Genomic DNA, 26283 nt, shown 5'->3' with positions numbered 1-26283 from the left:
ATCGCAGGCAAGCCAGCTCCCACATTTTGCTCCGCGTTAATTCAGCAATCTGTCCAAACCATCAAGCAAGCGCTTGAGCGCACCTTGATTGGCCTGCATCACCTTCGATCCCGCTGCAGCCATCTTGCGCGCGTCCTGCGGCAGCTCGAACAACTGCCGCACGGCTTCGGCCAACCCTTCGGCATCATCCACCGCTCGCAACGCCCCGGCCTCGCGCATCATCGCGGTGATCTCAAGGAAGTTAAACACGTGCGGCCCCATGATCACCGGCTTACCCAGCGCGGCCGGTTCCAGCGGGTTGTGACCGCCAGTCGCCACCAGGCTGCCACCGACGAAAGCGCTATCAGCCAGCGCATACAGAAACAGCAGTTCGCCCATGGTGTCGCCCAGCAACACCGCGGTTTGCGCAGTCACTGGCTCGCCGCTGGACCGGCGCACCGTGGCAAACCCCTGTTGCGTGCACAGCTCGAACATCGGGCCGAAGCGCTCCTGATGGCGCGGCACCAGAATCAGCAGTGCATTGGGGTAGCTTTCGAGCAGCTGGCGGTGCGCAGCAAGGACTACCTCGTCTTCACCTTCATGGGTGCTGGCGGCGATCCACACCGGGCGCTCGCTGGCGCCCCATTGTTCACGCAGGGCGGCGGCGCGCACGGGCAGTTGCGGGTCGATGGTCAGGTCGAACTTGATCGATCCGGTGACCTCAACCGTTTCCGGGCGCGCGCCCAGGTTTAGATAACGCTGCGCTTCGGTGTGCGTCTGCACGGCAAACAGGCTCATTTCAGCCAGCATCGGCGCGGTCAGTTTGGCGAAACGCCCGTAACCCTTGGCCGAACGCGCCGATAACCGCGCATTGGCTAACGCCACCGGAATCCCGCGCTGGGCGCAGGCGTGGATATGGTTGGGCCACAGCTCGGTCTCCATGATCACCGCCAGTTTCGGCTGCACGCGATCAAGAAACCGCTTGGCCGCACACGGCACGTCATAGGGTAAATAGCAGTGCTGAATGCGCGGCTCATTGGCGAACAGCGCCTGAATGCGCTCGGAACCGGTGGGCGTCATGCAGGTGACCGTGATGGGCAGCGTGGGATGACGCGCCATCAACCCGCGAATCATCGGTGCGGCGGCGATGCTTTCGCCGACCGATACCGCATGCACCCAGATCCCGCCCGGTTTCATCACCGGCAAGCCATAGGAAAACCGTTCGCCGACGCGCTTGGCGTAGGCCGGGGCCTTGCGCGCGCGCAGCCACAGACGTAAAGCCACCAACGGCAGCGCCAGGTAAAACAGACAGCTGTAGAGAGTTCTATTCATGGCGGCGGAGTTTATCGGCTTTTTCAGTCAATCGCCTGCAAGCACTCGGCAAATCGTTCAGCCAGAAAGCGCGCGGCGGGGCCAAGGTGTTCGTCGCGGCGCCAGACCAGCTCGACCACCAGCGCCGGCGGGGTCCATTCGCTGTCCAGTTCGACCATCTGCTGTTGGTAGGTCGGGTACTGCACGATATGCCGGGGCAGCCACGCCCAGCCCAAGCCGCTCATCAGCCATTCGGCGAGCACGTAAAAACTGTCGGCGCGCCACACCAGCGGGCTGGCGGCTTCGCTGCCGGGGTAGACGCTGGTCTGGGTCGACATCAGCAACTGGCGAAACTGCGCCAGGCGCTGGCACGTTACGTACTTATCCTGTGCCAGCGGGTGATTCACGCCGCACACCGTGACCATTTCCACACTGCCCACCACGCGCCGTTCAAGGGCTTCGGGGATCTGGTCGTGATAGAACAACAGGCCCAGGTCCGCCTTGCGCTCAACCAGCTTGCGCGCCACGTCGCCCTGGGCGGCGCTGGACAGCTGCACTTCCAGATGCGGGTATTGCGCAGCCAACGCTTCAAGGCTGTCGAGTACCGGCTGGAACAACATGGCTTCATCCTGGGCCAGACGCAGCAGGGCTTCTTCGCCACGTGTCAGCGACAGCGCGCGGCCATTGAGGCGCTCGCATTGGCGCAATACTTCGCGCGCCTCCTCCAGCAAAACGCTGCCGGCTTCGGTCAAGACCGGCTGGCGACCGCTGCTACGCTCGAACAGGCTCAGGCCCAGATCCGCTTCGAGCAAGGCAATACCGTTGCTCACCGCCGATTGTGCCTTGCGCTGGTGACGCGCTACTGCCGAAAACGAACGCTGCTCGGCGACGCTGACAAACAGGCGCATCTGTTCCAGATTCCACTGCACGCTCATGGCTCAACCCATCTTTATATCGGATAGGTAATGACTTTATCCCATCTTGTTAAGCGTTAGAATGGCGACCTTATTCAAGCACGCTGCACACCGAGGAAACCCCCATGAATGCTGCCTACGTTTATTTGGCCATCGCCATTTGCTCGGAAGTGATTGCGACCGTTTCCATGAAAGCGATCAAGGGCTGGAGCACCCCCATTCCGTTACTGCTGGTTATCGTCGGCTACGGCGTGGCGTTCTGGATGCTCACGCTGGTGGTGCGCACCGTGCCGGTGGGCGTGGCGTACGCAGTGTGGGCCGGCCTCGGAATTGTGATGGTCAGCGTCGCCGCGCTGTTTATCTACGGGCAGAAGCTGGATGTACCGGCGATGCTGGGCATGGGCCTGATTGTGCTGGGCGTGGTGGTGATTCAGCTGTTCTCGAAAACCGCCGGGCACTGACCACTCCTCAACAGCCTGTATACTGCGCCTCTTGTCTTGAACACTGAGGTCGCCGATGCCATCCGTTATTTCCACCGACGTTCTGATTGTCGGCGCCGGGGTTGCCGGCCTCTGGCTGAATGCGCGCCTGCGCAGCCAGGGGTTTTCCACGGTGGTGGTGGAAAACGCCACCTTGGGCGGCGGGCAAACCGTGAAGTCCCAGGGGATCATTCACGGCGGTGCGAAATACGCCCTGCACGGCGCCCTCACCGGCGCTTCCGAAGCGATTGCCGACATGCCGCGCCGCTGGCGTGAAGCGCTGGCGGGGAACGGCGAGCTGGACCTGTCCGGCGTGCGTTTGCTGTCCGAAGCCCATTACCTGTGGTCCCCGGGCACGATCGCCGGCAACCTCACCAGTTTCTTCGCCAGCAAAGCCGTGCGCGGGCGGGTCGATCAGGTCAAGGGCGACGAATTGCCCCCGGCCCTGCAAGACCGCCGCTTCAAGGGCAAGGTCTATCGCCTGGCGGAACTGGTGGTCGACGTCCCCAGCCTGGTCGAACGCTTGGCGCAACTGGCCGGTGACGGCGTGCTCGCCGGGCAACACATCGAACCGCTGCTGGAAGGCGACACGCTGGTGGGTTTGAAGGTGGACGGGCGCGAGATCCGCGCCCAACGCATCGTCTTGAGCGCAGGCGGCGGCACGGCGGATTTACTCAGCGCCCTGGGCCTCAGCCAACCGGCCATGCAGACCCGCCCGCTGCACATGATCATCGCCAAGGGGCCCGGCCTCAAACCGCTGTACGCCCACTGCCTGGGCGGCGGCACCAAACCGCGCATCACCGTCACCACCCACCCGGCCGCCGATGGCAATTGGGTGTGGTACATGGGCGGCGACATTGCCGAGGCCGATGGTGTGGCGCGTACGCCTGAAGAACAGATCTCCACGGCGCAAAAAGAGCTGGCGCAACTGCTGCCGTGGATCGACATGAGCCAGACCCGCTGGGCGACCCTGCGCGTCGACCGCGCCGAGCCGCTGCAATCGGGCCTGACGCGCCCGGACAACGCCTTCCTCGCCGAACAGGGCCGCCTGCTCGTCGGCTGGCCGACCAAGCTGGCGCTGGCGCCGGACTTCGCAGACCGCGTGCTCAGCGCACTGGAACGCGACGGCATACGCCCGACTGCCAACGAAGCCCTGCCTGATCTGCCGAAACCGGCCCTCGGCCAACCTGCCTGGGAGCAATTGTTGCCATGAGCCTGCCAACCCTGCACGACCTGCATCGCCCCTTGGGCAGCACCGGCCTGCTGGTCTCGCCTCTGGGCCTGGGCACCGTCAAATTGGGTCGCGACCAAGGGGTGAAATACCCCAGCGGCTTCCAGATTCCGGACGATGACGAAGCGCGGATGTTATTGCGCCAGGCCCAACAATTGGGCATCAACCTGATCGACACCGCCCCCGCTTATGGGCGCAGTGAAGAGCGCTTGGGCCCGCTGCTGCGTGGCCAGCGCAAGGACTGGGTGATTGTCAGCAAGGTCGGTGAAGAGTTCGAAGCGGGCCAGTCCCGTCACGACTTCAGCGCGGCTCACACGCGAATGTCGGTGGAGCGCAGCTTGCAACGCCTTGAAACGGATTTCATCGACCTGGTGCTGGTGCATTCTGACGGCAATGACCTGCACATCCTCAACGACTGTGAAGTCTACGAGACCCTGGAAGCGTTGAAAAAAGAAGGCAAGATTCGCGGTTTCGGCTTCTCCGGCAAAACCGTTGAAGGCGGCGTGAAGGCTCTGGAAAGGGGCGATTGCGCGATGGTCACCTACAATCTCAACGAACAGACCGAGAAAGCCGTGATTGATTACGCGGCGGCGCATGGCAAGGGAATTCTGGTGAAAAAGGCTTTGGCCAGCGGCCACGTATGCCTGGAACCTGGAATGGATCCAATTCACGCCAGTTTCATGTTGTTGTTTGCGCAAACGGGCGTCGCCAGTGCTATTGTCGGGACCATTAATCCGCTGCACCTGGCCCATAACGTGGCGACCGCTGCCCAGGTCATTCGTCAACTCTGATGCCGCCCACGCGGCCGACCCCGTCGCAAGAAGGAGCCGACATGCCGCGAACGCTCATAAGAAAAAACCCGAGTAACTTCAAAACACTGCCGCTGCACGTCGAAGCCACACCCGAAGGCCTGAGTTACCAAAGCGTGGGCATGCCGCTCAACTTCGCCCAGACCCTGCAAAGGCGCAAGCCGGTGGAGGTGGCAGACCCTGAACGTTTCGCCCTGGAACTGGCCAACCTGGGCGTGTCAGTACGCCTGACCCTTCACTGGCAAAACAAGGATTACTGGGTGCTGGTGCGCCAGCGCCGTCAGGACCGGGGTGACGTGGTGCTCAAGCTCATCTCCGGCTACGTGCCCGCCCATGAACTGAACCTGCCGCTGCACACTGCGATCCAGGAAATTGCCGAAGAATGTTTACTGGAGACGCCCGAAGGCTGGCTCGGCGGGCGCTTCAATGACACCTGGCTGCCGGCGCCCTACTCCGCCGCCCTGCATTACCGCGAAGCCCTGCCGTTTCGCCTGAGCCCGCTGTCCGGCGCCGCCCGCCCGGTGCGCTGCGCCACCACCCAACTGATCGAACGCCCGCGGGCCTACGTGCACCTGCCCACGGCGTCGCTGCAGCTGATTTACGACCTGCGCCTGGAAGTGCCCAAGGAAGCCAAATCCCTCAGCCTGTTCCATGTCGATGAGCGACTGGAGGGCGACCAACTGGTGGCGCGCCTCGACCGCCAGCGCCCGGATCTGTACCTGATGCCATTGAAGGACGGCCAGCCTATCGCCGAGCTGTACACCGTCAAGAAAGACCAGTTGATCCCGGCCAGCACCCGCGGTTTATACCTGGCGGAAAGCTTCGCATTGCAGGAAGGCTGGCTGGTGCGGGACGAGCGGATTCGCTGGAAGGATTGGCTTCGTCAGCAAGGGTTGGCACAGCCTGAGAAAGAATCGAAGCTCAAGCGCCTGACCGGGAAGGCCAAGCAGATGCTGCGCAAGATCGTGCCGAAGAAAAAAGCCAAAGGCTAAATCAAACCTGTTGTGGAATATGGCTTGTGTGGGAGCTGGCTTGCCTGCGATTCAGCCACCTCGGTCTAACTGATATACCGAGGTGATGCTATCGCAGGCAAGCCAGCTCCCACAGGCGACCGCAGTCAGACGTTAAGCAGGCGCTCAAGGCCGACCTTCAGCGGCGTCGGCTCAGGCAGCGTGAAACTGGCCAGCAACCGCTGATTATTCGCCCGCGAATGCCGGATGTCGCCCGAGCGCGCTGGCCCGTAGGTCACAGCTGGCAACTTGCCAACAATCTCTTCCAGCGCCTGCAACACCTGCTTGAGCGTAGTGGTGCGGTTCCAGCCGACGTTGATCGCACCCAGCGGCGCATGCGGCACTTCGATGGCTTGTACCAGCAAATCCACGAGGTCTTCCACGTACATGAAATCGCGGGTTTGCTCGCCATCGCCGAACACGGTGATCGGCACGCCTTGCTGCACGCGTTCGCTGAAGATGCTGATCACGCCGGAGTACGGCGATGACGGATCCTGACGCGGGCCGAAGATATTGAAGAAGCGGAAGATCACCGGCTCCAGGCCATGCTGGCGACGGTAGAAGTCGAAGTAGTGCTCACCGGCCAGCTTGTCCGAGGCATAAGGCGTCAATGGCGCTTTGGTGGTCTCTTCGTCGATCGAAGCCCCTTCGCCGTTGTTGCCGTACACCGCCGCGCTGGAGGCAAATACCACGCGCTTCACACCGGCTTTGCGCATGGCTTCGCAGACATTCAGGGTGCCGACAAAATTGCTCTGGTGCGTGCTGACCGGGTCATCCACTGAGGCTTGCACCGACGCCACGGCGGCCAGGTGCACCACCGCCGTCGCGCCGATAGCGGCGTGCGCCACGAGCTCGGCATCGGCCACATCGCCCTCAATCAGTTCGACGCGCGGGTTATCCAACGGCAGGTTGCTGCGTTTGCCGGTGGACAGGTCATCCAGCACCCGCACGGCATAGCCCTTGGCGAGCAATGCATCAACCAGGTGCGAACCGATGAACCCGGCGCCGCCCGTGATCAGAACCCGATTATCAGACTTACTCATTGTTTCGGATCTTCTCGACAATGGCCGTGGTCGAGCTGTTCTCGACCAGGCCCAACACTTTGACCTTGCCGCCGTAGGCGCTGACGATATCGGCACCCACCACCTGGTCGACGGAATAGTCGCCGCCCTTGACCAGCACGTCCGGCTTGACCTGGGCCAGCAAGTTTTCCGGGGTGCCTTCAGGGAAGCTGATCACCCAGTCCACGGCGCCCAAACCGGCCAATACCGCCATGCGCCGGTCGACACTGTTGATCGGACGGCCCGGGCCTTTGAGGCGGCTGACCGATGCGTCATCGTTAACCGCGACGATCAGACGATCGCCTTGCGCGCGAGCCTGCTCCAGGTAGGTCACGTGGCCTGCGTGGAGGATGTCGAAGCAGCCGTTGGTGAACACAATGCTTTCGTTGTGGGCACGCGCGTCGTCGATGGCCAGCAGCAATTGCTCAATGGTCAACACGCCACGCTCCGAGCCTTCGGAACGCTGGATCGCGCGGCGCAACTCGGGGGCGCTGATAGCAGCCGTACCCAATTTGCCAACCACAATGCCCGCCGCCAGATTGGCCAGCGCCACGGCGTGGGGCAATTCTTCACCGGCCGCAATGGAGGCCGCCAGGGTGGAAATAACGGTATCACCAGCGCCAGTGACGTCGAACACTTCACGCGCGCGCGCCGGCAGGTGCATCGCCGGGTGGCCCGGGCGCAGCAGGGTCATGCCGTGTTCGCCACGGGTGACCAGCAAGGCGCCGAGGTCGAGGTCGGCCATCAGCGTGGCGCCTTTCGTCACGAGTTCGTGCTCATCGGCGCAACCGCCGACGATGGCTTCGAACTCGCTCAGGTTTGGCGTGATCAGGCTGGCGCCCCGATAAATCGAGAAGTCCTTGCCCTTGGGATCGGCGAGTACAGGAATGCCCCTGGCCTTCGCGGCCTGGATCAATTCCTGGTGATTCTTCAAGGCGCCTTTGCCGTAGTCGGACAACACCAGCACCTTGATACCTTCGAGCAATGCGTCGACCTGGCCACTCAGGGCCAGGGCGTCGGTGGCGAAGGGTTCTTCGAAATCGATACGGAGCAATTGCTGGTGACGGCTCATGACCCGCAGCTTGACGATGGTCGGCTGATGGGCGATGCGCTGGAACAGCGCGCGCACGCCGGCACCGCGCAGGCTGTTGGCCAGGCTGTTGGCGGCTTCGTCGTCGCCGGTCACACCCACCAGAGAGGCCGGAGCGCCGAGAGCGGCAATATTGAGGGCAACGTTGGCAGCGCCACCTGGACGGTCTTCGATTTGCTCGACCTTGACTACCGGTACCGGTGCCTCAGGGGAAATCCGTGAGGTACCGCCATGCCAGTAACGGTCGAGCATGACATCGCCGACCACCAAGACAGGGGCTTGATCGAATCGCGGCATGGACAACTTCATGGAGCAACCCACATACAAAATGAACAGGGGCGCGATATTAGCACAGGGTTGTCAAAGGCTTGTGGGGGGCGTGACGGAAGATGTTGCCGTGCAACAGCGCTGGCAACAATGAAGAGCAAATGTGGGAGCGGGCTTGCCCGCGATGGCGGTGTACCTGTCAACATTTCCGGTGACTGACACTCCGCAATCGCGGGCAAGCCCGCTCCCACAGGGTTTTAGGTGATGTCGGCGGGCACGGGGGCATCCAGGCCCATGGCATGCAGGCGCGCGTAGTAGCCGTTCTGCGCCAACAGTTCGCCGTGGGAGCCACGCTCCACGATCCGGCCATCATCCATCACCAGGATCAGGTCGGCTTTCTCGATAGTGGACAGGCGGTGCGCGATCACCAGCGTCGTGCGGCCTTGCATGACCTTGTCCAGAGCTGCCTGAATGTGCCGCTCGGACTCGGTGTCGAGGGCTGAGGTGGCCTCGTCGAGAATCAGCAGTGGCGCGTTCTTGAGCAAGGCACGGGCAATCGCCAGGCGCTGGCGCTGGCCGCCGGACAAGAGCACGCCGTTTTCGCCGACCGGGGTGTCGAAGCCTTTTGGCAACTGGTCGATGAAGTCCTTGGCATAGGCATCCGCCGCCGCCGCTTCAACGTCCGCCCGTGGCGCACCGGCCAGGTCGCCATACGCGATGTTGTTGGTCACGGTGTCACTGAACAGGGTCACGTGCTGGGTCACCTGGGCAATGTGTTTGCGCAGGTTGAGCAGCTTGTAGTCTTCGATCTCAACGCCATCGAGCAGGATTTCGCCGCTTTCATGGTGATAGAAGCGCGGAATCAGGCTGGCCAGGGTCGACTTGCCACTGCCGGAACGGCCCACCAGAGCGATCATCTGCCCAGGTTCGGCAGTAAAGCTGATGTCCTTGAGCACATGACGTTCGGTGCCTGGGTACGTGAAGTTCAGGTTCCGCACTTCCAGACGGCCGCTGACCTCGTCGCGCTCAACGGTGCCACGGTCGACTTCCTGTTCTTCGTCGAGTTGTTCGAAGATGCTTTCAGCGCCGGCCACGCCTTTCTGGATGGTCGAGCTGACTTCCGACAATTGACGGATCGGCTTGGGCAGCAGGCCGGCCAGCGTGATGTAGGCCACCATGTCACCCGCCGACGCGTCGCCGCGAAGGTAAAGCACGAGGAACATCAATACCGCCATGGCGGTGTAGATCACCAGTTGCAGGGCCGGTGTGTAGATCGCACCCGTGCGGGTCATGCTCAACTGTTTGTTGGTGTTGCTCAGGCTGGCCTTGAGGAAACGCTTCTCCTCGTAGACTTCGCCACCAAAGCTGCGCACGACGCGATAGCCCTGGATGGTTTCGGACGCGACGTGCGTCACGTCGCCCATGGCCACCTGGATTTTCTTGCTCTGCTTGCGGAATTTCTTGCTGGCCGTTCTGACCATCACCGCGATCAGCGGCAGGATGGCAACCATCACCAGCGTCAGGCGCCAGTTCATGAACAGCAGCGAGGCAAACAGGAAGATCACCGTCATGCCTTCGCGGATCACCACCTTGATGGCATCGGTGGCAGCACCCGTGACCATGGTCACGTTGAAGGTGATGCGGGAAATCAGATGCCCGGAGTTGTGGTTGTCGAAGTAGCGGTTGGGCAGTGTCAGCAGGTTGTTGAACAGCTGCACGCGCAGGTCGTGGACCAGGCCCAGAGAAACCTTGGCCAACAGGTAGTTGCCCAGGAACGAGCCCAGGCCCTGCCAGGCGGCGATCAGAATGATCAACAACGGCACGGCTTGGAGCAATTGCAGGTCACGCAGGAGCGGTACGCTCGGGAACAGCACCGCCTCCGGATTGGATAGGCCGTCGACGAAGTACTTGAGGATGTACCCCAGCATGGGCTGGGTCGACGCGAAAATCAGAAATCCGACAATACTCAACGCAAACAAGCCCATGTAGGGCTTAACGTAACTGAGCAGGCGGAAGTATATTTTCAAGCTCGAAGGGCTTGCGCTAGGACTGGAGTCGGTCATATCACGCGGCGTTTTGAAAAAGGAGGCTGACTTTAGCACAGCTTCTCTGTTGTACTTGCACCCGGCATGACCCTCGGGCCGGTTGGATTCAACCGACGATATCAAATAGCCACCACTTTAAGATGGTCGGCTTTCTCAATTCTGGAATGGCTTTACTGTATGCACTCCAAGCGCCTCACCTATGGCTTAAATCGAGTTTTCGACTTCCTGGTCCTGTGGATTTTGCCCATCGGCTTGTTGTTGCTTCTGAGTTCGCTGTTCTTCGTAACCAACCGCAATGTGCTGCACAAGTTCTACTACGGTTTTTTCAGCGCACCGACCTTATTGTTGTTGCTCATACGCCCCAGGGAATTCAAGGAGTTGCTGCGTGAGCCATTGGCTGTCGCCTTTCTTGCGTTCTCTGCCTGGGCCATACTCAGCCTGCTGTGGAGCCCGGAACCCAGCGCCGACTCCGACCTGTTCAAGCGTCCCCTGCACACCTTCATGCTGTTTGCCGGCTGCGGCTTGTTGCTGCATTACCGTAACGATCTGTTCAAACCGATTTTTTTCAGCGCCGCCATGGTCGCCCTGGTGGTGTGCGCGTGTAACCTGGTGGCCTTCGGCAAAGGCTTCGAGCCGACCATGCGCATGATCGGAGGCCGGGGCGCCCTCGACAACCCGCTGCTCAGTTCCCACATCTTCGGCTTTTTCACCGTCTACTGGCTCTATGTGTGCATCACCACGCAGCGCCACAAGGTGCTGTGGTTCAGCGTGCCAGCGCTGGCGATCATGACGCTTGCGGTGCTGGCCACCGGTTCCCGCACGCCATTGGTTGCACTGACAATGGCCGCCCTCTGGATCACCTTCGTCAGCCGTAACCGCCGCTCTGCGCTATTGATCGCCTCGTTGATCGTGGGGGTGGCAGCGCTTCTCATGTTTTATCCCGAAGCGATCACTGAACGCGGCAGTTCGTTCCGCCTTGAATTGTGGGGTATGACGTTGCAGCGCATCGCTGATTACCCCTGGATCGGCCACAGTTTCAATTCCGACCTCCTGTTGAAAGTGGGGGGAATGGAACTGGTCGAGCCCCACAGCTTTGCGCTCGGCGTACTCTATTACGTCGGCATCATCGGCTTTATCCCATGGGCCTTCATGCTTTGCTGGGGCCTGTATAAAGGCTTCGAGGAACGGGCGAAGCCGCTGTTCATCCTGGCATCGTCGCTCCTGACCTACGGCATCGGCGCAGGCCTGACCGAAGGCGGTGGCATTATGTCGCGACCCAAGGAACATTGGTTCCTGCTGTGGATTCCTCTGGCAATCCTGGCCGGACTGAGCATCGCCCAGCGCCGCAGCAGCATGCTGCGCATGCCGGTGCAAAACCTCAAGCCGCAGGCGTTCGATCAACTGAGCCACAACGCTCACGTGATCGAAGCCGACGGCCTTGGCCCGAAAGTCTTACGCCTGGAAAACGGCAGCTTCCTCAAGGTGTTCCGCCCACGCCGCTGGTACACCTCGGGCAGCTTCAACCCTTACTCCGAGCGCTTCGCCAGCAACAGCGAACAACTGCGCACCCTGGGCATCCCCGCTCCGCACATTCTCACGCTCTATGGCGTGCACCATGGCAACAGCGCAGTCGTTTACACGCCGCTGCCGGGCCTGACCCTGCGCCAAGCGTTGCAAAGCCTGGACAGCAGCTTGCGTGAATCGCTGATCGAACGTTTCGGCCGCTTTGTCGCCCTGCTTCACGAGCGCGGCGTGTACTTTCGCTCGCTGCACCTGGGCAACGTGCTGCTGATGGACGACGGCGAGTTTGGCTTGATTGACGTGGCTGACCTGCGCATCTTCCCCTCCTCCCTGCGCAACGCATTGCGCCAGCGCAACCTGAACCACATGCAGCGCTACCCACAGGATCGCAGTTGGCTGTTCGATGCCCATTTCGAGCAATTCGCCAAGGGGTATGCCTCGGTTGCCAGCCCGCAGGCCACGGCAAAAATCCGCGAGCACGTACTGAGCCTGGCCAAACCTGTCAGCTAAAAAAAAGGCGACTATCACCCACTGATAGTCGCCTTTTTCACGGGCTGCAACACCTCACTTTCTGAGCGGTGCCAAATACAATCGCACCAGCCCGCGCAAGGTCTTGCGCCCCCAGAACTTCAACGGGATCTGCTTGAGGATCTCGCGCGCCAGCGGCCGGTCGCGGTCGGCAGTCTTGAGAAACATCGAGTTCAGGAAACCGTAACGCACGGCGTCGTACGCCGGGTGCTCGCTGAACTTTGCATAGGTCTTGAGGATGTTCTGAATCATGTACCGGTGGTTTTTGTAGGTGTTGCTCGCATGCTGCCGGTAGCGCGCCATCACCACGCCAAGGGCATCGATGGTGTACCCGGCGGCTGTGATCTTGAGCTGAATCAACAAGTCTTCCAGCGGGATCAGCGGATCAAAGCCTCCCACCTCGTCCAGCGCTTCGCGGCGAATCAACATGGTCGGCGCAGGCGGGAAGGGTTTAAGGTCCATGAACATGTCGTCGAAGTCCAGACTGCGAAACGGCACGTTGCGGCGCTGCTTTTTCTCCGGATGCAGGTTGCCGTCGCCATCGATCAGCTCGATGTTGCCGGCGCAGATGCCGACCTTCGGCTTGCCTTCCATGTACGCGACCTGAGTGGCGATCCGGTCCGCCAACATGATGTCGTCGGAACCGAACGGCGCGATCAAACTGCCCTTCGCGCGGGCTAAGGCGCCGTTGAGCGTCGCGGTCAGGCCCTGATTCTGCTGCACCTGAAAATCAAACCCGTGCACGGCCTGCAGGCGCTGGATACGTTCGACGCTGTCGTCTTTGGAGCCATCGTCGACCACCAGCAACTCAATGTTGGGGTAGGTCTGGCCCAGTACGCTGAGGATGCTCTCCTCAATGTAACGGCCGTGGTTATAGGAGGCGATGATCACCGAGACCAGGGGTTGCTGCGTTGTCATGCTCTACCTACTTCTTTCAAACCGGTTTCGATCAGGTTCAGGTACTTGTGCTGGAACTCGGCCAACGCGTGGTTGTGCTCCAGGTAACGAAACACTTGTTCGCCCTTGGCCCGCAGCTGCTCATCCGTCATGGCCAGGTAGGTGTCCAGGGCGGACGTCAACCCGTCGACATCGCCAGGCTCATGGGACAAACCACCCGCCCCTTCCACCAGCGGCAACATGGCCGGGCCGTTGGAGGCGATCACTGGCAAGCGTCCACTCATACCCTCCAGCAATGCCAGCCCCAGGCCTTCGAGCAAAGACGGCATGGTCCAGATATCAAAGGCGCGCACGTATTGGAGGCCATCTTCACGAAACCCCAGCAGGTGCGCGCGACCGGTCAAGCCCAGGCGCTCGATATCCGCACGCAAGTCCGCCTCGGCGCGGCCGGAGCCGATGATGCCGACCTGGGCATTGGGGTATTTGTCTTTGAGGCGGGCAAATGCCTGCAACAAGTGGGTATGGCCCTTGATCGGCACCAACCGCCCCAAGGCGCCGATGATGCGGGCATCCAGTGGCAGCCCCAAGGCTTGTCGCGCTTGCTCGCGCGGCAATTGCAACGCTTCGGCCTGAGGGATATCGATGGCGTTGGTGACGAAGGTGCTGTTCTCGCGGGTAAACCCGCAATTGAGACCGACCAGATAATCCCTGACCGCCGCCGACACCCCGACAAACCGCCACGCAGGGCTGACCAGCCGGCGCGTCTGGCGCCGACGATAGGCGCGTTCGTACTCGCCAAAACCATGGGAGATGCCAATGCACAGCGGGATCTTCAACCAGCGGTTGAGCGACAACATCATGTTCACCGACTTGAAGCGGTTACAGATGACCACATCGAACTTCTGCTCACGGCAGTATTTATAGATTTCCCACATGGCGCCCAGGCGGATGCCCTTGAGGGCTTTCTCGGGGAATTCGAAATACTTGGAGTGGTCCGCCACGCTCAAGGGCTGGCCCGGTTGCGGGCGCCCGCTGAGAAACGCCGACGTCACCTCAAACCGTTCCGCCGGTAACGACTTGACGATCTGCTCACCGAGGTCGGCGAAGTCATTGGCCTTGACGTTGTAGTCCGGCTGTAACTGCAAAACCTTGAAACGAGGTTTCATATCACTCCATGAGGCAATCGGGCTGCGAGCGGGCAGCCCAACGAAAAAGATAAAGACTCAGTCCTGTTTCAAAACCCACAGCAGCTCGTGACGCCGCACCGCCTTGCGGAAGAATTCATTCTCCCCATAGGGCGACGGGGCCCGGCCCGCCAGCAGTTGCTGCAACAGCCTGCGCACACGGCGCTTGAACGGTGCGCGTGGCTGCAAATCATGCATCATGCCCAGCGCCATGGCTTTGTCTCGCTGATGGCTCAACGATACAACCCGGCAGTAAGGCTCAACGACTTCATCCGCCTCAAACTGCGGCGGCAAGGCCACACCGGCACCGGCATCACCCATGGGCCAGCGGTCGTTATCATGCAGGTGATTGGCATAACCGAGCAACGTTGTCGGCTGCCACTCAAGCCCTTGCAGGGCCTCGATCAGCGCATCATGGGCGCAGATGTGATCGGGGTGCGGGTCCAGCACCGGCGTGGGCAGTACGATGACCTCGGGGCGCGCCTTGAGCAGCACCGCACGCAGGTCGGCAATCAAATTGCGCCAGGTCGGCGAACCGTCCACATCACCCGGCAAGGTGAACGCATTGAACTGGCGGAACAGCCGCGTATCGTCCAGGTCCGCCTCGCGGGATGCCTGAGGCTGGTCGGGTGCCGCGCGCATGGCAGGCAGTTGCAGGCAGAAATAGCCCAACTGCACGCACTGCGCCTCAGGAACCCCGGCCCAACGCGGCACCGCGATGCTGTCCCACGCGCGCAAGCGGCCTTTGAGCTGCGCCGCGTCGGCTTGTGCCAGGCCCATCTGCTGATAATGCTCAGCCTCGATTTCGCCGGCAGTCAGCGTCACGATCCAGCTTTCATCCGCCTGGGCATACAGACCGAAGGCAGCCAGTTCGGCATCGTCGGCATGGGGAGCAATCACCATCAGCCGCTGACGGGCGTAGTCCGGATGAGGAAACACCCACAACACCGGCCGGCCGACGATACGGCAATATCGGCCACGCAACCCAAGCTCACCTGCGGCCAACGCTTGCGCCGACCCTGTGAGGTTGAGATAGCGCTTGCCCGCCACGCCACGTTCAAACGCTTGGCGGTCGCCCGACAGCTCAACCGCCGGGTCAAGAAAGCGCCCCAGCCAACGGCTTTTAAGCTGCACTTCGACGATCAGGGTTTCATCGCCCGCCAGGCTCAACGGCGCATCCGGCACCAGCCGGCCAGCCGCAAGGTGCAGGCCGGCGCGCTGGGTACCCGGCGCAAAGTTGTACCGGTAGTCGTCTTTGGGCGAATAGAACAAATGGTCGGCAAACCAGGCTTCATGCACGACCCACAACAGCACCGCCAGTATCAGCGGCAGCCACCAGGCCACCAGCACACCGGCCACCAGCAGCACGAGCAAGCCGATCAATAGCGCAACGCGCTTGTTGCGCCGGTGGCGCTTGAGCAATTGTTGTTTGCGATTCATACGCTGAACACCGGCACCGGGTTGCACCAGCGCTCTTTATATTCACGGTCGGCGCGCCCGAACGAAAAGCGCAGAGGCTTGTTCAGTGCGCGGGCCTGTTCCCAGGCGCTTTGCGTGTTGAGGAAGCTCAACACACTGCCGGGGCTGAACGCGCGGGTTTCGGGGTCGACACCGCCGTTGACGTACTCGATGCTGACCCACTCGGGCGCCTCGACGCGGTACACCAGCTGCACGGCAATCGGCGCGCCATTGAGAAACAGCACGGAGCCGATCAGGAATTCCTTGAGCAGTTCCAGCACCTCGGCCAAGCGCCCGGCACCGGTGGCCGGGAACCCCCAGCGGCGCTGGAACAGGTCGCAGTAAATCGCCGCCAGCTCAACGCTGGAGAATTCACTGACCGCCCGCACCACGCCGCCCGCCTCTTCCAGCAAGCGCAATTCGCGGCGCTGGTTGTAGCGAAACTTCTTCGACAGGTCTTCGGGGGTGCGTGCCATGGCCAACTGTTCGGCCTGTGGCTTGAGGGTGCTGACGCGCCCCTCGTTCAACGCCGACAGGTAGCGCCCGCGATGGCGCAGCGGCGCCTGCGCATCGGCGGCAATCGGCAGGATGATCTCGGCATTGCCCAGATCAAACAGGCCTTTCTTGCCGCTGCGCTTGAGCACGTCCTTGGACAACGCCAGGTCGCGCCCCCAGGTAGCAACTGCGCCCTTCAGCTCGCCGTCTGGCTTGATGGCCAGGTAGCGCACCGGAATCTGCGCCAGTTCGGCCAGCCGCTCGACGATGAGCGGATGGGTCGCCACGCTGCCGCCAAAACGCTGCCAGGCCTGGGCGTAAACCTCGGCATCAACAGGCGTCCAGCCTCGTTCACGCCAACCCTGGAAGCGGTTCAGCATTCAGACCACAGCGTCATAAGGGTCAACGCCGTCTTTGACGACCAGAATGTCTTCCATGATCAGGTACTCGAGGTCCGAGCCGAAGAACATGTTCAGCGCGTCGGTCGGCGAACAGATCATCGCTTCACCACGACGGTTGAGCGAGGTGTTCAGCGACACGCCGTTACCGGTCAGCACTTCGAGCTCTTTCATCATGTCGTAGTAGCGCGGGTTGTATTCGCGTTTGAGCACCTGGGCGCGGGAGGTGCCATCTTCATGGACCACTTCCGGCACGCGGGTTTTCCACTCTTCCGACACTTCAAAGGTGAAGGTCATGAACGGCGCCGGGTGATCGACCTTGATCATCAGCGGGGCCACGGTGTCGAGCATCGACGGGCAGAAAGGCCTCCAGCGCTCGCGGAACTTGATCTGGTGGTTGATGCGGTCAGCCACACCGGTAGCGCTTGGGCAACCGATGATCGAACGACCGCCCAACGCACGCGGGCCAAACTCCATGCGGCCCTGGAACCAGGCCACCGGGTTGCCGTCGACCATTATCTTGGCGATGCGCTTGGGCATGTTTTCGATCTGGCGCCACTTGGGTTTGCTCGCATGCTTGGCGCACGCGGCAATCACGTCTTCGTTGCTGTAGGACGGGCCGAGGTAGACGTGTTCCATCTTCTCGACCGGTACACCACGGGCATGGGACACATAGGCCGCCGCGCCAACGGCGGTGCCGGCATCGCCGGACGCCGGTTGTACGAACAGCTCTTTGACGTCGTCACGGGCGATGATTTTCTGGTTCAGCTTGACGTTCAGCGCGCAGCCGCCCGCAAAAGCCAGCTTGCCGGTGTCTTTGAGGATGTCGCCCAGGTAGTGGTCGATCATCTGCAGGGCCAGCTTCTCGAACAGTGCCTGCATGCTGGCCGCGTAGTGGATATACGGCTCGTCGGCAATATCGCCTTCGCGCTTCGGCCCCAGCCACTCGATCAGTTTTGGCGAAAAATAGAAACCCTTGCCCTTCTCTTTGTAACGGCGCAGGCCGATGACGTTGGCGTAGTCGGTGTTGATCACCAGCTCGCCGTTTTCAAAGGACGCCAAACGCGAGAAATCATATTTGCTGGCATCGCCATACGGCGCCATGCCCATGACCTTGAACTCGCCGTCGAGCATCTCGAAACCGAGGAACTCGGTGATCGCGCCGTACAGGCCGCCGAGGGAGTCCGGGTCGTAGAATTCCTTGATCTTGTGGATCTTGCCGTTTTCGCCGTAGCCGAAGAATGTGGTGGCGTACTCGCCTTTACCGTCGATGCCGAGGATCGCGGTTTTTTCCTGGAAGCCCGAGCAGTGGTAAGCGCTGGAGGCGTGTGCCAGGTGGTGTTCAACCGGTTCGATCTTGATTTTCTTCGGATCAAAGCCCAGTTGCTCAAGGCACCAGACGATCTTGTTGCGATAGCGTTTGTAGCGACGGTTACCCATCAGGATCGCGTCGAGCGCGCGGTCCGGGGCGTACCAGTAACGCTTGGCATAGTGCCAGCGCGCCTCGCCGAACAGGCTGATCGGGGCGAACGGGATCGCCACCACGTCAACGTCGGAAGGCTTGATGCCGGCCTGTTCCAGGCAGAATTTCGCCGATTCGTAGGGCATGCGGTTCTTTGCATGTTTGTCGCGTACGAAGCGCTCTTCTTCGGCGGCCGCGATCAGCTTGCCGTCGATATACAAGGCTGCGGAAGGATCATGGCTAAGGGCGCCGGACAGGCCAAGAATCGTCAATGCCACAGGGGTCTAGCCTCTTTTAGTCTGCATGCAGGCGGGTTACGCCGCGAAAAAGTGTGCTTCCCGCCTGGGCAGGAAACAGCTAAAGGGCGGGATTATAACTTAAAAGCAGGGGGAAGCTGTTAGCGGCTGGCGGGTCACTGGTAGATCTCGATACTGCCGTCCTTGCCCTGGCGGTAGATCGTGTAGGGCAACACCAACGTGTCCGCCACGCCAGAGGCGAGCGCTTCAATGGCGATGATCGGGAAGATATTGGCCCCGCGATCTGCAAAGTCTTGATCCTCCGGGCTCTTTGCAGGCTTGGGCTCACTGTTCAGGTAACAAAACCCATACATCACGCCGCTGTAGATGCGCGGCACGTTGTCGCAGTGGCTGCGTGAATCCTTGAGGCCCTGACTGGCGACGGCATCCGGGCGAAAGACCGTGTTGATCGTGCCGCAAGCGGACACCAATGACAGGGCTAGAACCAGCAAGGCTTTGGATTGAGGGCTCATGGGCAACTCCTTTTGGTTTGAGCGGCGAAACGCGGCCAGCGCCGATGCCCTCTATACTAGCCCCGTTCAAGAACGGCCGGGGCGCCAGTAGATACTGATATTGCCATCATTTACTTGCCGGTAAATCGTGTATGGCAGCACCACTGTGTCGGCTACGCCGGATACTGCGATGTCCACCAGTACCAAAGGCATGAGTATTCCAGTGAGGTCCGGAGCCGCATGCAGGGCGCAAAAATCAAAGGCCACTCCACTGTAAACACGGGGTATGGACTGGCAATAGGTTTTGATCAGCCTGAGTTCACGAGCCGTTTCGCCATCCTTGCGCACGACGCTGTTAAAGGTTCCGCAGCCACTCAACAGCAGCGCAGCAAAGCCCAGTACAGCCATTATTTTTATTGTCATTACCTGACCTCGAAATTGGTCAGCAACGCTATCACCCAACTCACACCCACTTCCTGCGCGGCGCCTTCAAATTGCGTGGGGAAAATCCGAAATGCTAAAAAACCACCCTTTCACTAAACTCGCGCCCTTTTGCGCGTTTACACGTTAAGAAACGCCACGGATTCCGGCTGATAGATGAAAACCCTTACCCGCTTCACCCTGCTGCTGCCCGGCCTGCTTACCCTGTGCGACAGCGCCCGGGCCGAAGGCAGCGCCCTGGTTCTCGACCCCAGCGTCGTCACCGGTTCGCGCAGCGCCAGCCCCACCTTCGACCTGCCCTACTCGGTCGACAGCATCAGCCATGAGCAAATCAGCGACGGCCAACTTGGCATCAATGCCTCCGAAGCCCTATCCCGCGTGCCGGGCCTGGTGGTGCAGAACCGTCAGAACTATGCCCAGGACCTGCAGATTTCCTCGCGAGGCTTCGGCGCCCGCTCGGCATTCGGCGTGCGCGGCATCAAGCTGATAGCCGACGGCATCCCCGCCAGCACCCCGGACGGCCAGGGCCAGGCGGCCACCTTCAACCTCGACACCGCCGAGCGCATCGAAGTGCTGCGCGGCCCAGCGGCGACGCTGTATGGCAGCAACGCCGGTGGCGTGATCCAGATGTTTTCCCGCGACGGCGAAGGCCCGCCGCGCATTGGCGCTGAGACACTGGTGGGCAGCGACGGCCTGAATAAAAACCACCTGACCGCCGAAGGCTCGGCGAACGGCGCAGGCTTTGTGCTCGACGCTTCACGCATGGACACCGACGGCTACCGCGACCACAGCAGCGCGCGTCGCGATCAGACCTTTGCCAAACTCAACTTCCAGCCGGACGACGACAGCAAGCTGGCGCTGATCTACAGCAGCCTGGAGCAGAATGGCACGCAGGACCCGCTCGGGCAGACCTGGGAGGCCTACAAGGCCGACCCGCGCTCAGTGGCACCGGCCGCGCTGACGTACAACACGCGAAAAAGCATCGATCATCAGCAATTGGGGATGAATTATGAGCGGTATTTCGGCGATGCGACGTTGCAGGTGAATGCATACACCGGTCGGCGCAGTGTGATTCAGTATTTGTCGATTCCGGACATTATCAAGGGACAGCCCAACCCGGCCAACGCGCGCGGCAGTGTCGTGGACTTCGACCGCAATTTCTACGGCGGCTCCGTCCACTGGCTGCAACCCATCACCAGCGCCCCCGGCGACCTGACCCTGATCACCGGCCTCGACTACGACCGCAGCAGGGATGACCGCCAAGGCTATTCCAACACCCTCGACGGCGAACACGGCGTCAAAGGTGCCCTGGGCCGCGATGAAATCGACACTGCCACCAGCCTCGACCCGTTCGTACAAGCCAACTGGCTGCTCGGCAACTGGACCCTGCAGGCCGGACTGCGCCACAGCACCATGAAAATGGACGTGGACGACCACTTCCTCAGTGACGGCAACGACAGCGGCAACAAGACCTACCAGAAGAACACCCCCTCGGTCAGTGTCATGTACGCCTTCACCCCGGACCTGCACGGTTACGTCAGCGCGGGCAAAGGCTTCGAAACCCCGACCCAGGCCGAGTCGGCGTACTCCAGCACCGCCAACGGCTTCAACTTCGCGCTCAAGCCTTCGGTCAGCAAGCAAGTGGAAGTCGGCTTGAAAGCCCGTGTCGGCCAAGACACGCGCCTCAACGCCGCCGTGTTCCAGATCACCACCGACGACGAGTTGGTGGTGCAGAAGTCCGATGGCGGCCGAACCACCTATCAAAACGCCGGCCGCACGCTGCGCCGCGGCTTCGAACTGGGCCTGGAGAGCCAGCTCAGCGAACAGTGGAGCACCAACCTCGCCTACACCCGCCTGCAAGCCACCTATGACAGCGACTTCACCAACAGCGGGAAAACCATCGACAAGGGCAACTACCTCCCCGGCGTGCCGCAAACCACCCTGTTCGCCGAGCTCAACTGGAAGCCTCGCGACTGGGTCAGCACTGCGCTGGAAGGCATGTACCGCAGCAAGGTCTACGTCGAAGACACCAACACGCAACACGCCGCGCCCGGTTACAGCGTGTTCAACTGGCGCGCTCGCTTCGAACAGAAGGTCGAACACTGGACCTTCCACCAGACCCTGCGCCTGGACAACCTGCTCGACCGCCAGTACGTGGGCTCGGTGATCGTTGGCGACGGCAACTTCCGCTATTACGAAGCAGCTCCGGGGCGCTCGTGGTACGCCGGCGCCGGGGCGGAATACACCTTCTAAAGCCACCCACCCTCCACACTGTGGCGAGCGGGCTTGTCCCGCGTTGGGCTGCGAAGCGGCCCCAAAAAAAGCGGGAGCGCTGCGCACTCCAACGCGGGGCAAGCCCGCTCGCCACAAGGGCTGTGCCAGCTCTAACTGATCGGCATTGACAGTGTTTCGCCTTTAATGCCGCTCCAGCACCCGCCGTGACGCAAAACTGAAGGTCAGCACCACAAAGATCAATACCCCCGTCGCCACCTGTTGCCAGTAAAAATTCCAGCCGATCAGCAGCAGGCCGTTGGCAATCACGTTGATAAACAACACACCCAGCAGGGTCCCGGGAATATTCGCCCGACCCTGCCGGCTCAAGGTCGTGCCGATGAACACCGCGCCAATCGCATTGAGCAAAAACGCGTTGCCGGACAGTGGCACGTAAGCGCTGACCGTCGAACTGAGCAACACCCCCGCCACGCCGCAGGCCAAGGCCGTCGCCAGCGAAACGACGGTGACGATGCGCCGCACCGATAACCCCGAGTAATACGCCAGCAACGGCTGGGTGCCTTGGGCCAACAGCTCGCGCCCCAGGCGCCCGCGCGCCAGGGCCAGGCCGTAAAAAAGTGCCAGGCCCAACACGATCAGCAAGGGCGTCAGCCCGGTCAGTTCGGGTTTCAAGCCTTGGGCGATATAGATCGGCTGGCCGCCGTCCGAGAGCAATTGCTGCGCGCTGGTGCCGATAAACAATGTGCCCAACGTCGCGAGAAATGGACTGATTCGCAGCCCCGCGATCAACCCGGCATTCACCACGCCCACCAGCAGCGCGGCCGCCAATGCACCGGTTGCGGCAAAGGCCCAGCCGTGCCCGCCGTTGAGCAGCACCACAAAGCTGAAACTGGCGAAATCCAGCGCTGTGCCCACCGACAAATCGATACCACCGGCGGCCACCGCGTAGGTCATGCCGATAGCGACGATTGCCAGCAACACAAAGTTATTCAGCACCAGGCTTTTGAGGTTGCCGCCACTCAGAAACCCCGGCGCCTGTAACGCAAACACCACCACGATAACGGCAAAGACCACAGGCAATGTCAGCGGCAGCAATGCGCGCAGATTCATGAGCTGGCTCCTTTATTCAGCGCACTGGAGGCCGCAACCACCAACAGAATCAACACCCCTTGCACGCCGTTCACCCAGAAACTCGACACGTTGAGCAACTGAAAGCCATTGATCAGAAAACCGATCAACAATGCCGCCAGCAACGTACCCGGAATACTCGCCACCAGCCGCCTTGAAAACACCACGCCGAGAAAAGCGATCGCCACCACCGACAGCAACATGTCCCCGGAACCGGTGGTGCTGCCGCTGAAAAACGCCGCCGAACACAGCGCGGCCACCGCAGCGCACAGGCCCGACAGCAAGTAACTCGACAGTACATAAACCGGGACGCGCAAACCCGCCGCCTCGGCAGCCTGGGGATACTCGCCCACTGCGTGCAGGCGCAGCCCGTAGGTCGAATGCTGGATCAGCAAAGTCAGCAACCCCGCCGTCACCAGCAACACCCAGGCCAGCGCGGGCACGCCCAGCCAGGCCCCGCCACTGAGCAGGTCCAGCAGCGGCGAATCGGTGGAGACCACGGTATTTTCCGTCAACACCAGCTCCAACCCGGCCAGCACATTCATGCTCGCCAGCGTTGCCAGCAACGGTGGCAAACGCAGCACCACCACGGCCAGCCCATTGAGCAAACCGACCGCCAGACCGCACGCCAGAGTCAGCAGCAAGGTTTGCCAGAGCTCCAGACCGGCATTGTTGAGGCGACTGAACACGGCGGCGCACAGCCCCAGGTTGGCGGCGAGTGACAGGTCGAGCCCACCGGCCACCACATTCGAACCGCCACCGATAATCACGCAGGTCAACCCGAAGGCGAGCACGCCAAGAATCGCCGACTGGCTGAACACATTGGCCAGATTGCCCACCGACAGAAAGTTCGGCGCCGCCACGGCGAACCCCAACTGGATCGCCAGGAATACGCCCACCGAACCTCGGCGCAACACCAGCACCCACAGGCGTTGCGAAAACCCCGGCGTCGCGACTTCAAGCATGTTCAACCTCCCGCACCGATGCAGCAGGAACAGACACCGCGCCCGTGGCGCAGGCCAGCAACTGATCGCTGTCGGCCTCACCCGCGCGGAACTCACCGGCAATCTCGCCGCGATGCAGCACCAGAATGCGATCACTGATGCCCAGCAGTTCCGGCAGGTCCGACGACAACACCAGCACCGCCGCGCCCTCTTCCACCAAGCGCCCGATCAACCGGTAAATCTCCACTTTGGCACCCACATCCACACCCACACAGGGCTCATCCAGCAGGTACACGGCGCAGCGTCGGCTCAGCCATTTGCCCAAGGCGACTTTCTGCTGGTTGCCACCACTGAGCTGGCTGACTGCCGCGTGTGGCCCAGGCGCCTTGATCGCCAATTCGTCGATCAGCCGCAGGCTTTCGGCCTGCTCCTGACGCCGACTCAACAGGCCCCAGCGCGAGAACCGCGCGAGCCCCGCCAGCGTGAGGTTTTCCAGCACCGACAGCACCGGCGAGATCCCTTGGGTGCGGCGCTCCTCGGGCACCAACGCAATACCCGCCGCAATTGCCTGGCCCGGCGAGCGCAGGCGCAGCAAATGCCCTTCCAGATGAAGGCTGCCGCTGTCGGCTTTCTCGACGCCAAACAGCGTTTTGAACAATTCCTTTGCGCCCGAACCGACCAACCCGGTGAGGCCGACGATTTCGCCGCGTCGCACCTCTAGATCAATAGCCTGATAGCGCCGCGCCAGACTCAGCCCGCGCACCTGCAGCAGCGGCTCGCCAGGCTCGACCTTCGCCTTGGGGTACATCTCCTGCACTTCGCGGTTGACCATCAGCCGCGCAATTTCGGCGCTGGAGGTGTGCCGAGGCTCCACCACTGCCACGTCGCGACCATTGCGCAGTACCGTCACTTCATCACACAGGCTGTCGATTTCCTGCAGGTAATGGGAGATGTACAGAATCGACAGACCTTCGCTGCGCAGGCGTTTGACGATGCGCAACAGCTGGTCAACCTCACGCTTGACCAGTGCCACGCTGGGCTCATCGAACACCAGGATCTTGGGCTTGCGAATCAACGCCCGGGTGATTTGCAGCACCTGACGCTCGGCGCTATTGAGTTCGCTCACCAGCGCACCGGTCGGTAACTGAAGGTCAAAATATTCCGCCAGCAAGCGCTCGGCTTCACGCTGTTGCCGGCGCCGGTCCACAAACGGGCCTCGGCGTAACTCATGCCCGAAAAACAGCGCCTCGCCCACGGTGAAACTGGCGGGCAGCAAGCGCTCCTGATGGATGAACTGCACGCCCAGCCCGTCCACCTGGCGCGGCGACAGCGAGGCATACGCCTGGCCATCGATACTCACCTGCCCCGCGTCAGCCTTGTGGATGCCGGCGAGGATCTTGATCAAGGTCGACTTGCCCGCGCCGTTCTCACCGACCAGCCCGTGAATGGTGCCGCGCTCGACCTTGAGGCTCGCGTCATCCAGCGCCCGTGTCGCGCCAAAGCGTTTGTGCAGATGCTGCAGGTGCAACGCCGTCATCAGTCACCCCGCAGTTGCTGGACCTGCGCCAGGTTGGCGGCGGTGGTCAGCAAGGTGGCCACGTGAGTTTCCTTGGGCAGGTCACGCTGCCCGGCCAGGTAGCGCGCGACGTTCTGCACGGCGGTCTTGCCGATCAGCGCCGGCTGCTGAGCCACCACCGCACCTACTGGCGAGTCTGCCTGGCCGAGCAGTGCCAGCACTTCGGGCGTGCCGTCGACGCCATAGGTTTTGATCTCGGTGCGCTTGGCGTCGATCAACGCCTTGCTCGCGCCCAGTTGCGGAATATCCCACGCCGACCAGATCGCCGAGACGCTGCCTTTGGGGTATTTGTTAAGCAGGGCCGAGACCTGGGAATAGGCGTCCTGCACGGTGTTGGGAATCACATCGCGCAGCTCGGGCTGGATGATCTCCAGTTGCGGGTGGTCCTTGAGCGCGAGCTTCAGCTGGTCGTAGCGAATCGCGCAGACGGGCACGCCGTAGAAGCCGTTGAACACGAGGATCTTGCCTTTGCCACCGGCGTCCTTGATCAGCTGATCCGCCAGGGCCTTGCCGGTGGCGACGTTGTCGGAGGTGGTGTTGTTGAGGCTGTATTGCGACGGCGCATCGATGGTGAACAGCGGGATGCCGGCTTTGCTGATGCGCTTGAGCCAGGGGTCGATCACGCTGAGGGTGCCGAGGGTCTGGATCACCGCGTCAGGCTTTTGGGTGACGACGGTTTGCAGTTGGGTAACGAGGTTTTTGTCGTTACGCCCGGCATCCAGAGTGATCGGGGTGCCACCCAGGCGCTTGATTTCGTCGACTTGGGCCTGGAAGGCCTTGATGTCGAAGTAATGACTGGTACCGGTCATGCTGACGGCGATGCGTTTGCCCGCCAGAGAGGGGACGTTGTCGTCGTCTTCGTTGGCGGCTTGGGCCACCTGGGTCAGTAGCAGGGCGGCGCCCAGGCACAGCAGGCGGGAAAGCGAGGAAAGGGTGAAAGGCATTCTGGTGCTCCGCTGGGCGACCGATTAAAGGGTTCAGCCAGAGGCATTGCAGAGCGCGTGCCAGAATCTTTATTCAGTTAAATCAAAGAGATAATTTTTTCCGCAGTGTTCGAATTGTCGTTATCGGCTGC

22 protein-coding genes are annotated in these 26283 nt (G+C 61.5%); 6 read left to right on the top strand and 16 right to left on the bottom strand.

Annotation, left to right across the window (positions count from 1 at the left end; all coding sequences use genetic code 11):
- Positions 1-36: 36 nt before the first annotated feature.
- Both waaA and BFW87_RS13995 read right to left on the bottom strand, forming a co-directional pair.
- Positions 37-1311, bottom strand: coding sequence for a lipid IV(A) 3-deoxy-D-manno-octulosonic acid transferase (gene waaA / locus BFW87_RS14000; RefSeq protein WP_078740381.1), 1275 nt, complete (start codon positions 1309-1311; stop codon positions 37-39).
- Positions 1312-1334: 23 nt separating this feature from the next.
- Positions 1335-2225: a LysR family transcriptional regulator gene (locus BFW87_RS13995; RefSeq protein ID WP_078740380.1), complete on the bottom strand. Its 891-nt coding sequence runs from the start codon at positions 2223-2225 to the stop codon at positions 1335-1337.
- 104 nt (positions 2226-2329) lie between these two features.
- Here BFW87_RS13995 and BFW87_RS13990 point away from each other — a divergent pair, with 104 nt between their 5' ends.
- The 4 genes from BFW87_RS13990 to BFW87_RS13975 are packed head-to-tail and all read left to right on the top strand — an operon-like array spanning position 2330 to position 5715.
- Entirely contained in the window at positions 2330-2665 is a 336-nt protein-coding gene (locus tag BFW87_RS13990; protein WP_078740379.1) for a DMT family transporter, read from the top strand.
- Between the two features lie 55 nt (positions 2666-2720).
- Positions 2721-3896: an NAD(P)/FAD-dependent oxidoreductase gene (locus tag BFW87_RS13985; protein ID WP_078740378.1), complete on the top strand. Its 1176-nt coding sequence runs from the start codon at positions 2721-2723 to the stop codon at positions 3894-3896.
- Positions 3893-4705, top strand: coding sequence for an aldo/keto reductase (locus BFW87_RS13980; protein ID WP_078740377.1), 813 nt, complete (start codon positions 3893-3895; stop codon positions 4703-4705). The genes BFW87_RS13985 and BFW87_RS13980 overlap by 4 nt, the downstream gene beginning before the upstream one ends.
- 41 nt (positions 4706-4746) lie before the next feature.
- Positions 4747-5715, top strand: a complete 969-nt coding sequence (locus BFW87_RS13975; RefSeq protein ID WP_078740376.1) for a metal ABC transporter ATPase — start codon at positions 4747-4749, stop codon at positions 5713-5715.
- Positions 5716-5840: 125 nt separating this feature from the next.
- Here BFW87_RS13975 and BFW87_RS13970 read toward each other — a convergent pair whose 3' ends face one another.
- The 3 genes from BFW87_RS13970 to msbA form a co-directional block, all read right to left on the bottom strand.
- On the bottom strand, positions 5841-6776 hold the full coding sequence (locus BFW87_RS13970) for an NAD-dependent epimerase/dehydratase family protein (protein ID WP_078740375.1): 936 nt from the start codon (positions 6774-6776) through the stop codon (positions 5841-5843).
- A complete protein-coding gene (hldE, locus tag BFW87_RS13965; protein WP_078740374.1) occupies positions 6769-8193 on the bottom strand; it encodes a bifunctional D-glycero-beta-D-manno-heptose-7-phosphate kinase/D-glycero-beta-D-manno-heptose 1-phosphate adenylyltransferase HldE in 1425 nt (474 codons plus the stop codon). The genes BFW87_RS13970 and hldE overlap by 8 nt, the downstream gene beginning before the upstream one ends.
- Before the next feature lie 215 nt (positions 8194-8408).
- Positions 8409-10214: a lipid A export permease/ATP-binding protein MsbA gene (msbA, locus tag BFW87_RS13960; protein ID WP_078740373.1), complete on the bottom strand. Its 1806-nt coding sequence runs from the start codon at positions 10212-10214 to the stop codon at positions 8409-8411.
- 159 nt (positions 10215-10373) lie between these two features.
- On the opposite strand from msbA, the gene BFW87_RS13955 reads away from it, so the two are divergent.
- A complete protein-coding gene (locus BFW87_RS13955; protein WP_078740372.1) occupies positions 10374-12227 on the top strand; it encodes a bifunctional O-antigen ligase/aminoglycoside phosphotransferase family protein in 1854 nt (617 codons plus the stop codon).
- Between the two features lie 54 nt (positions 12228-12281).
- Here the strand turns inward: BFW87_RS13955 and BFW87_RS13950 are convergent, their stop codons facing one another.
- The 7 genes from BFW87_RS13950 to BFW87_RS13920 all read right to left on the bottom strand — a co-directional run bounded on the left by BFW87_RS13950 (position 12282) and on the right by BFW87_RS13920 (position 19295).
- Positions 12282-13163: a glycosyltransferase gene (locus BFW87_RS13950; RefSeq protein WP_078740371.1), complete on the bottom strand. Its 882-nt coding sequence runs from the start codon at positions 13161-13163 to the stop codon at positions 12282-12284.
- On the bottom strand, positions 13160-14308 hold the full coding sequence (locus BFW87_RS13945) for a glycosyltransferase (RefSeq protein ID WP_078740370.1): 1149 nt from the start codon (positions 14306-14308) through the stop codon (positions 13160-13162). The genes BFW87_RS13950 and BFW87_RS13945 overlap by 4 nt, the downstream gene beginning before the upstream one ends.
- Positions 14309-14365: 57 nt before the next feature.
- Positions 14366-15766, bottom strand: coding sequence for a PIG-L deacetylase family protein (locus tag BFW87_RS13940; protein ID WP_078740369.1), 1401 nt, complete (start codon positions 15764-15766; stop codon positions 14366-14368).
- Positions 15763-16659 carry an antimicrobial resistance protein Mig-14 gene (locus tag BFW87_RS13935; protein WP_078740368.1) on the bottom strand — a complete coding sequence of 299 codons (897 nt, stop codon included), beginning with the start codon at positions 16657-16659 and terminating at the stop codon, positions 15763-15765. Before BFW87_RS13935 ends, BFW87_RS13940 begins: the two co-directional genes overlap by 4 nt.
- Complete coding sequence (locus BFW87_RS13930; protein WP_078740367.1) at positions 16660-18417, bottom strand: carbamoyltransferase family protein; 1758 nt, start codon at positions 18415-18417, stop codon at positions 16660-16662. It lies immediately after the preceding gene.
- A gap of 134 nt (positions 18418-18551) precedes the next feature.
- Positions 18552-18908 carry a YceK/YidQ family lipoprotein gene (locus tag BFW87_RS13925; protein ID WP_078740366.1) on the bottom strand — a complete coding sequence of 119 codons (357 nt, stop codon included), beginning with the start codon at positions 18906-18908 and terminating at the stop codon, positions 18552-18554.
- A 66-nt stretch (positions 18909-18974) separates the two neighbouring features.
- A complete protein-coding gene (locus tag BFW87_RS13920) occupies positions 18975-19295 on the bottom strand; it encodes a YceK/YidQ family lipoprotein (protein WP_078740365.1) in 321 nt (106 codons plus the stop codon).
- Positions 19296-19484: 189 nt separating this feature from the next.
- Between BFW87_RS13920 and BFW87_RS13915 the strand changes: the two genes are divergently transcribed.
- Positions 19485-21581 (top strand): TonB-dependent receptor family protein, encoded by a 2097-nt coding sequence (locus tag BFW87_RS13915; RefSeq protein WP_078740364.1) that lies wholly within the window; start codon positions 19485-19487, stop codon positions 21579-21581.
- Between the two features lie 162 nt (positions 21582-21743).
- On the opposite strand, the gene BFW87_RS13910 is transcribed toward BFW87_RS13915, so the two are convergent.
- The 4 genes from BFW87_RS13910 to BFW87_RS13895 are packed head-to-tail and all read right to left on the bottom strand — an operon-like array spanning position 21744 to position 26152.
- Complete coding sequence (locus BFW87_RS13910; RefSeq protein WP_078740363.1) at positions 21744-22670, bottom strand: ABC transporter permease; 927 nt, start codon at positions 22668-22670, stop codon at positions 21744-21746.
- Positions 22667-23659 carry an ABC transporter permease gene (locus tag BFW87_RS13905; RefSeq protein WP_176159743.1) on the bottom strand — a complete coding sequence of 331 codons (993 nt, stop codon included), beginning with the start codon at positions 23657-23659 and terminating at the stop codon, positions 22667-22669. Before BFW87_RS13905 ends, BFW87_RS13910 begins: the two co-directional genes overlap by 4 nt.
- Positions 23646-25169 (bottom strand): sugar ABC transporter ATP-binding protein, encoded by a 1524-nt coding sequence (locus BFW87_RS13900; RefSeq protein WP_078740361.1) that lies wholly within the window; start codon positions 25167-25169, stop codon positions 23646-23648. The genes BFW87_RS13905 and BFW87_RS13900 overlap by 14 nt, the downstream gene beginning before the upstream one ends.
- On the bottom strand, positions 25169-26152 hold the full coding sequence (locus tag BFW87_RS13895) for a sugar ABC transporter substrate-binding protein (RefSeq protein ID WP_078740360.1): 984 nt from the start codon (positions 26150-26152) through the stop codon (positions 25169-25171). Before BFW87_RS13895 ends, BFW87_RS13900 begins: the two co-directional genes overlap by 1 nt.
- Between the last annotated feature and the right edge of the window lie 131 nt (positions 26153-26283).

This window comes from Pseudomonas fluorescens (genome assembly GCF_002022275.1).
GTDB lineage: Bacteria > Pseudomonadota > Gammaproteobacteria > Pseudomonadales > Pseudomonadaceae > Aquipseudomonas > Aquipseudomonas fluorescens_AJ.
This window is presented reverse-complemented; position numbering and strand designations above follow the sequence as displayed.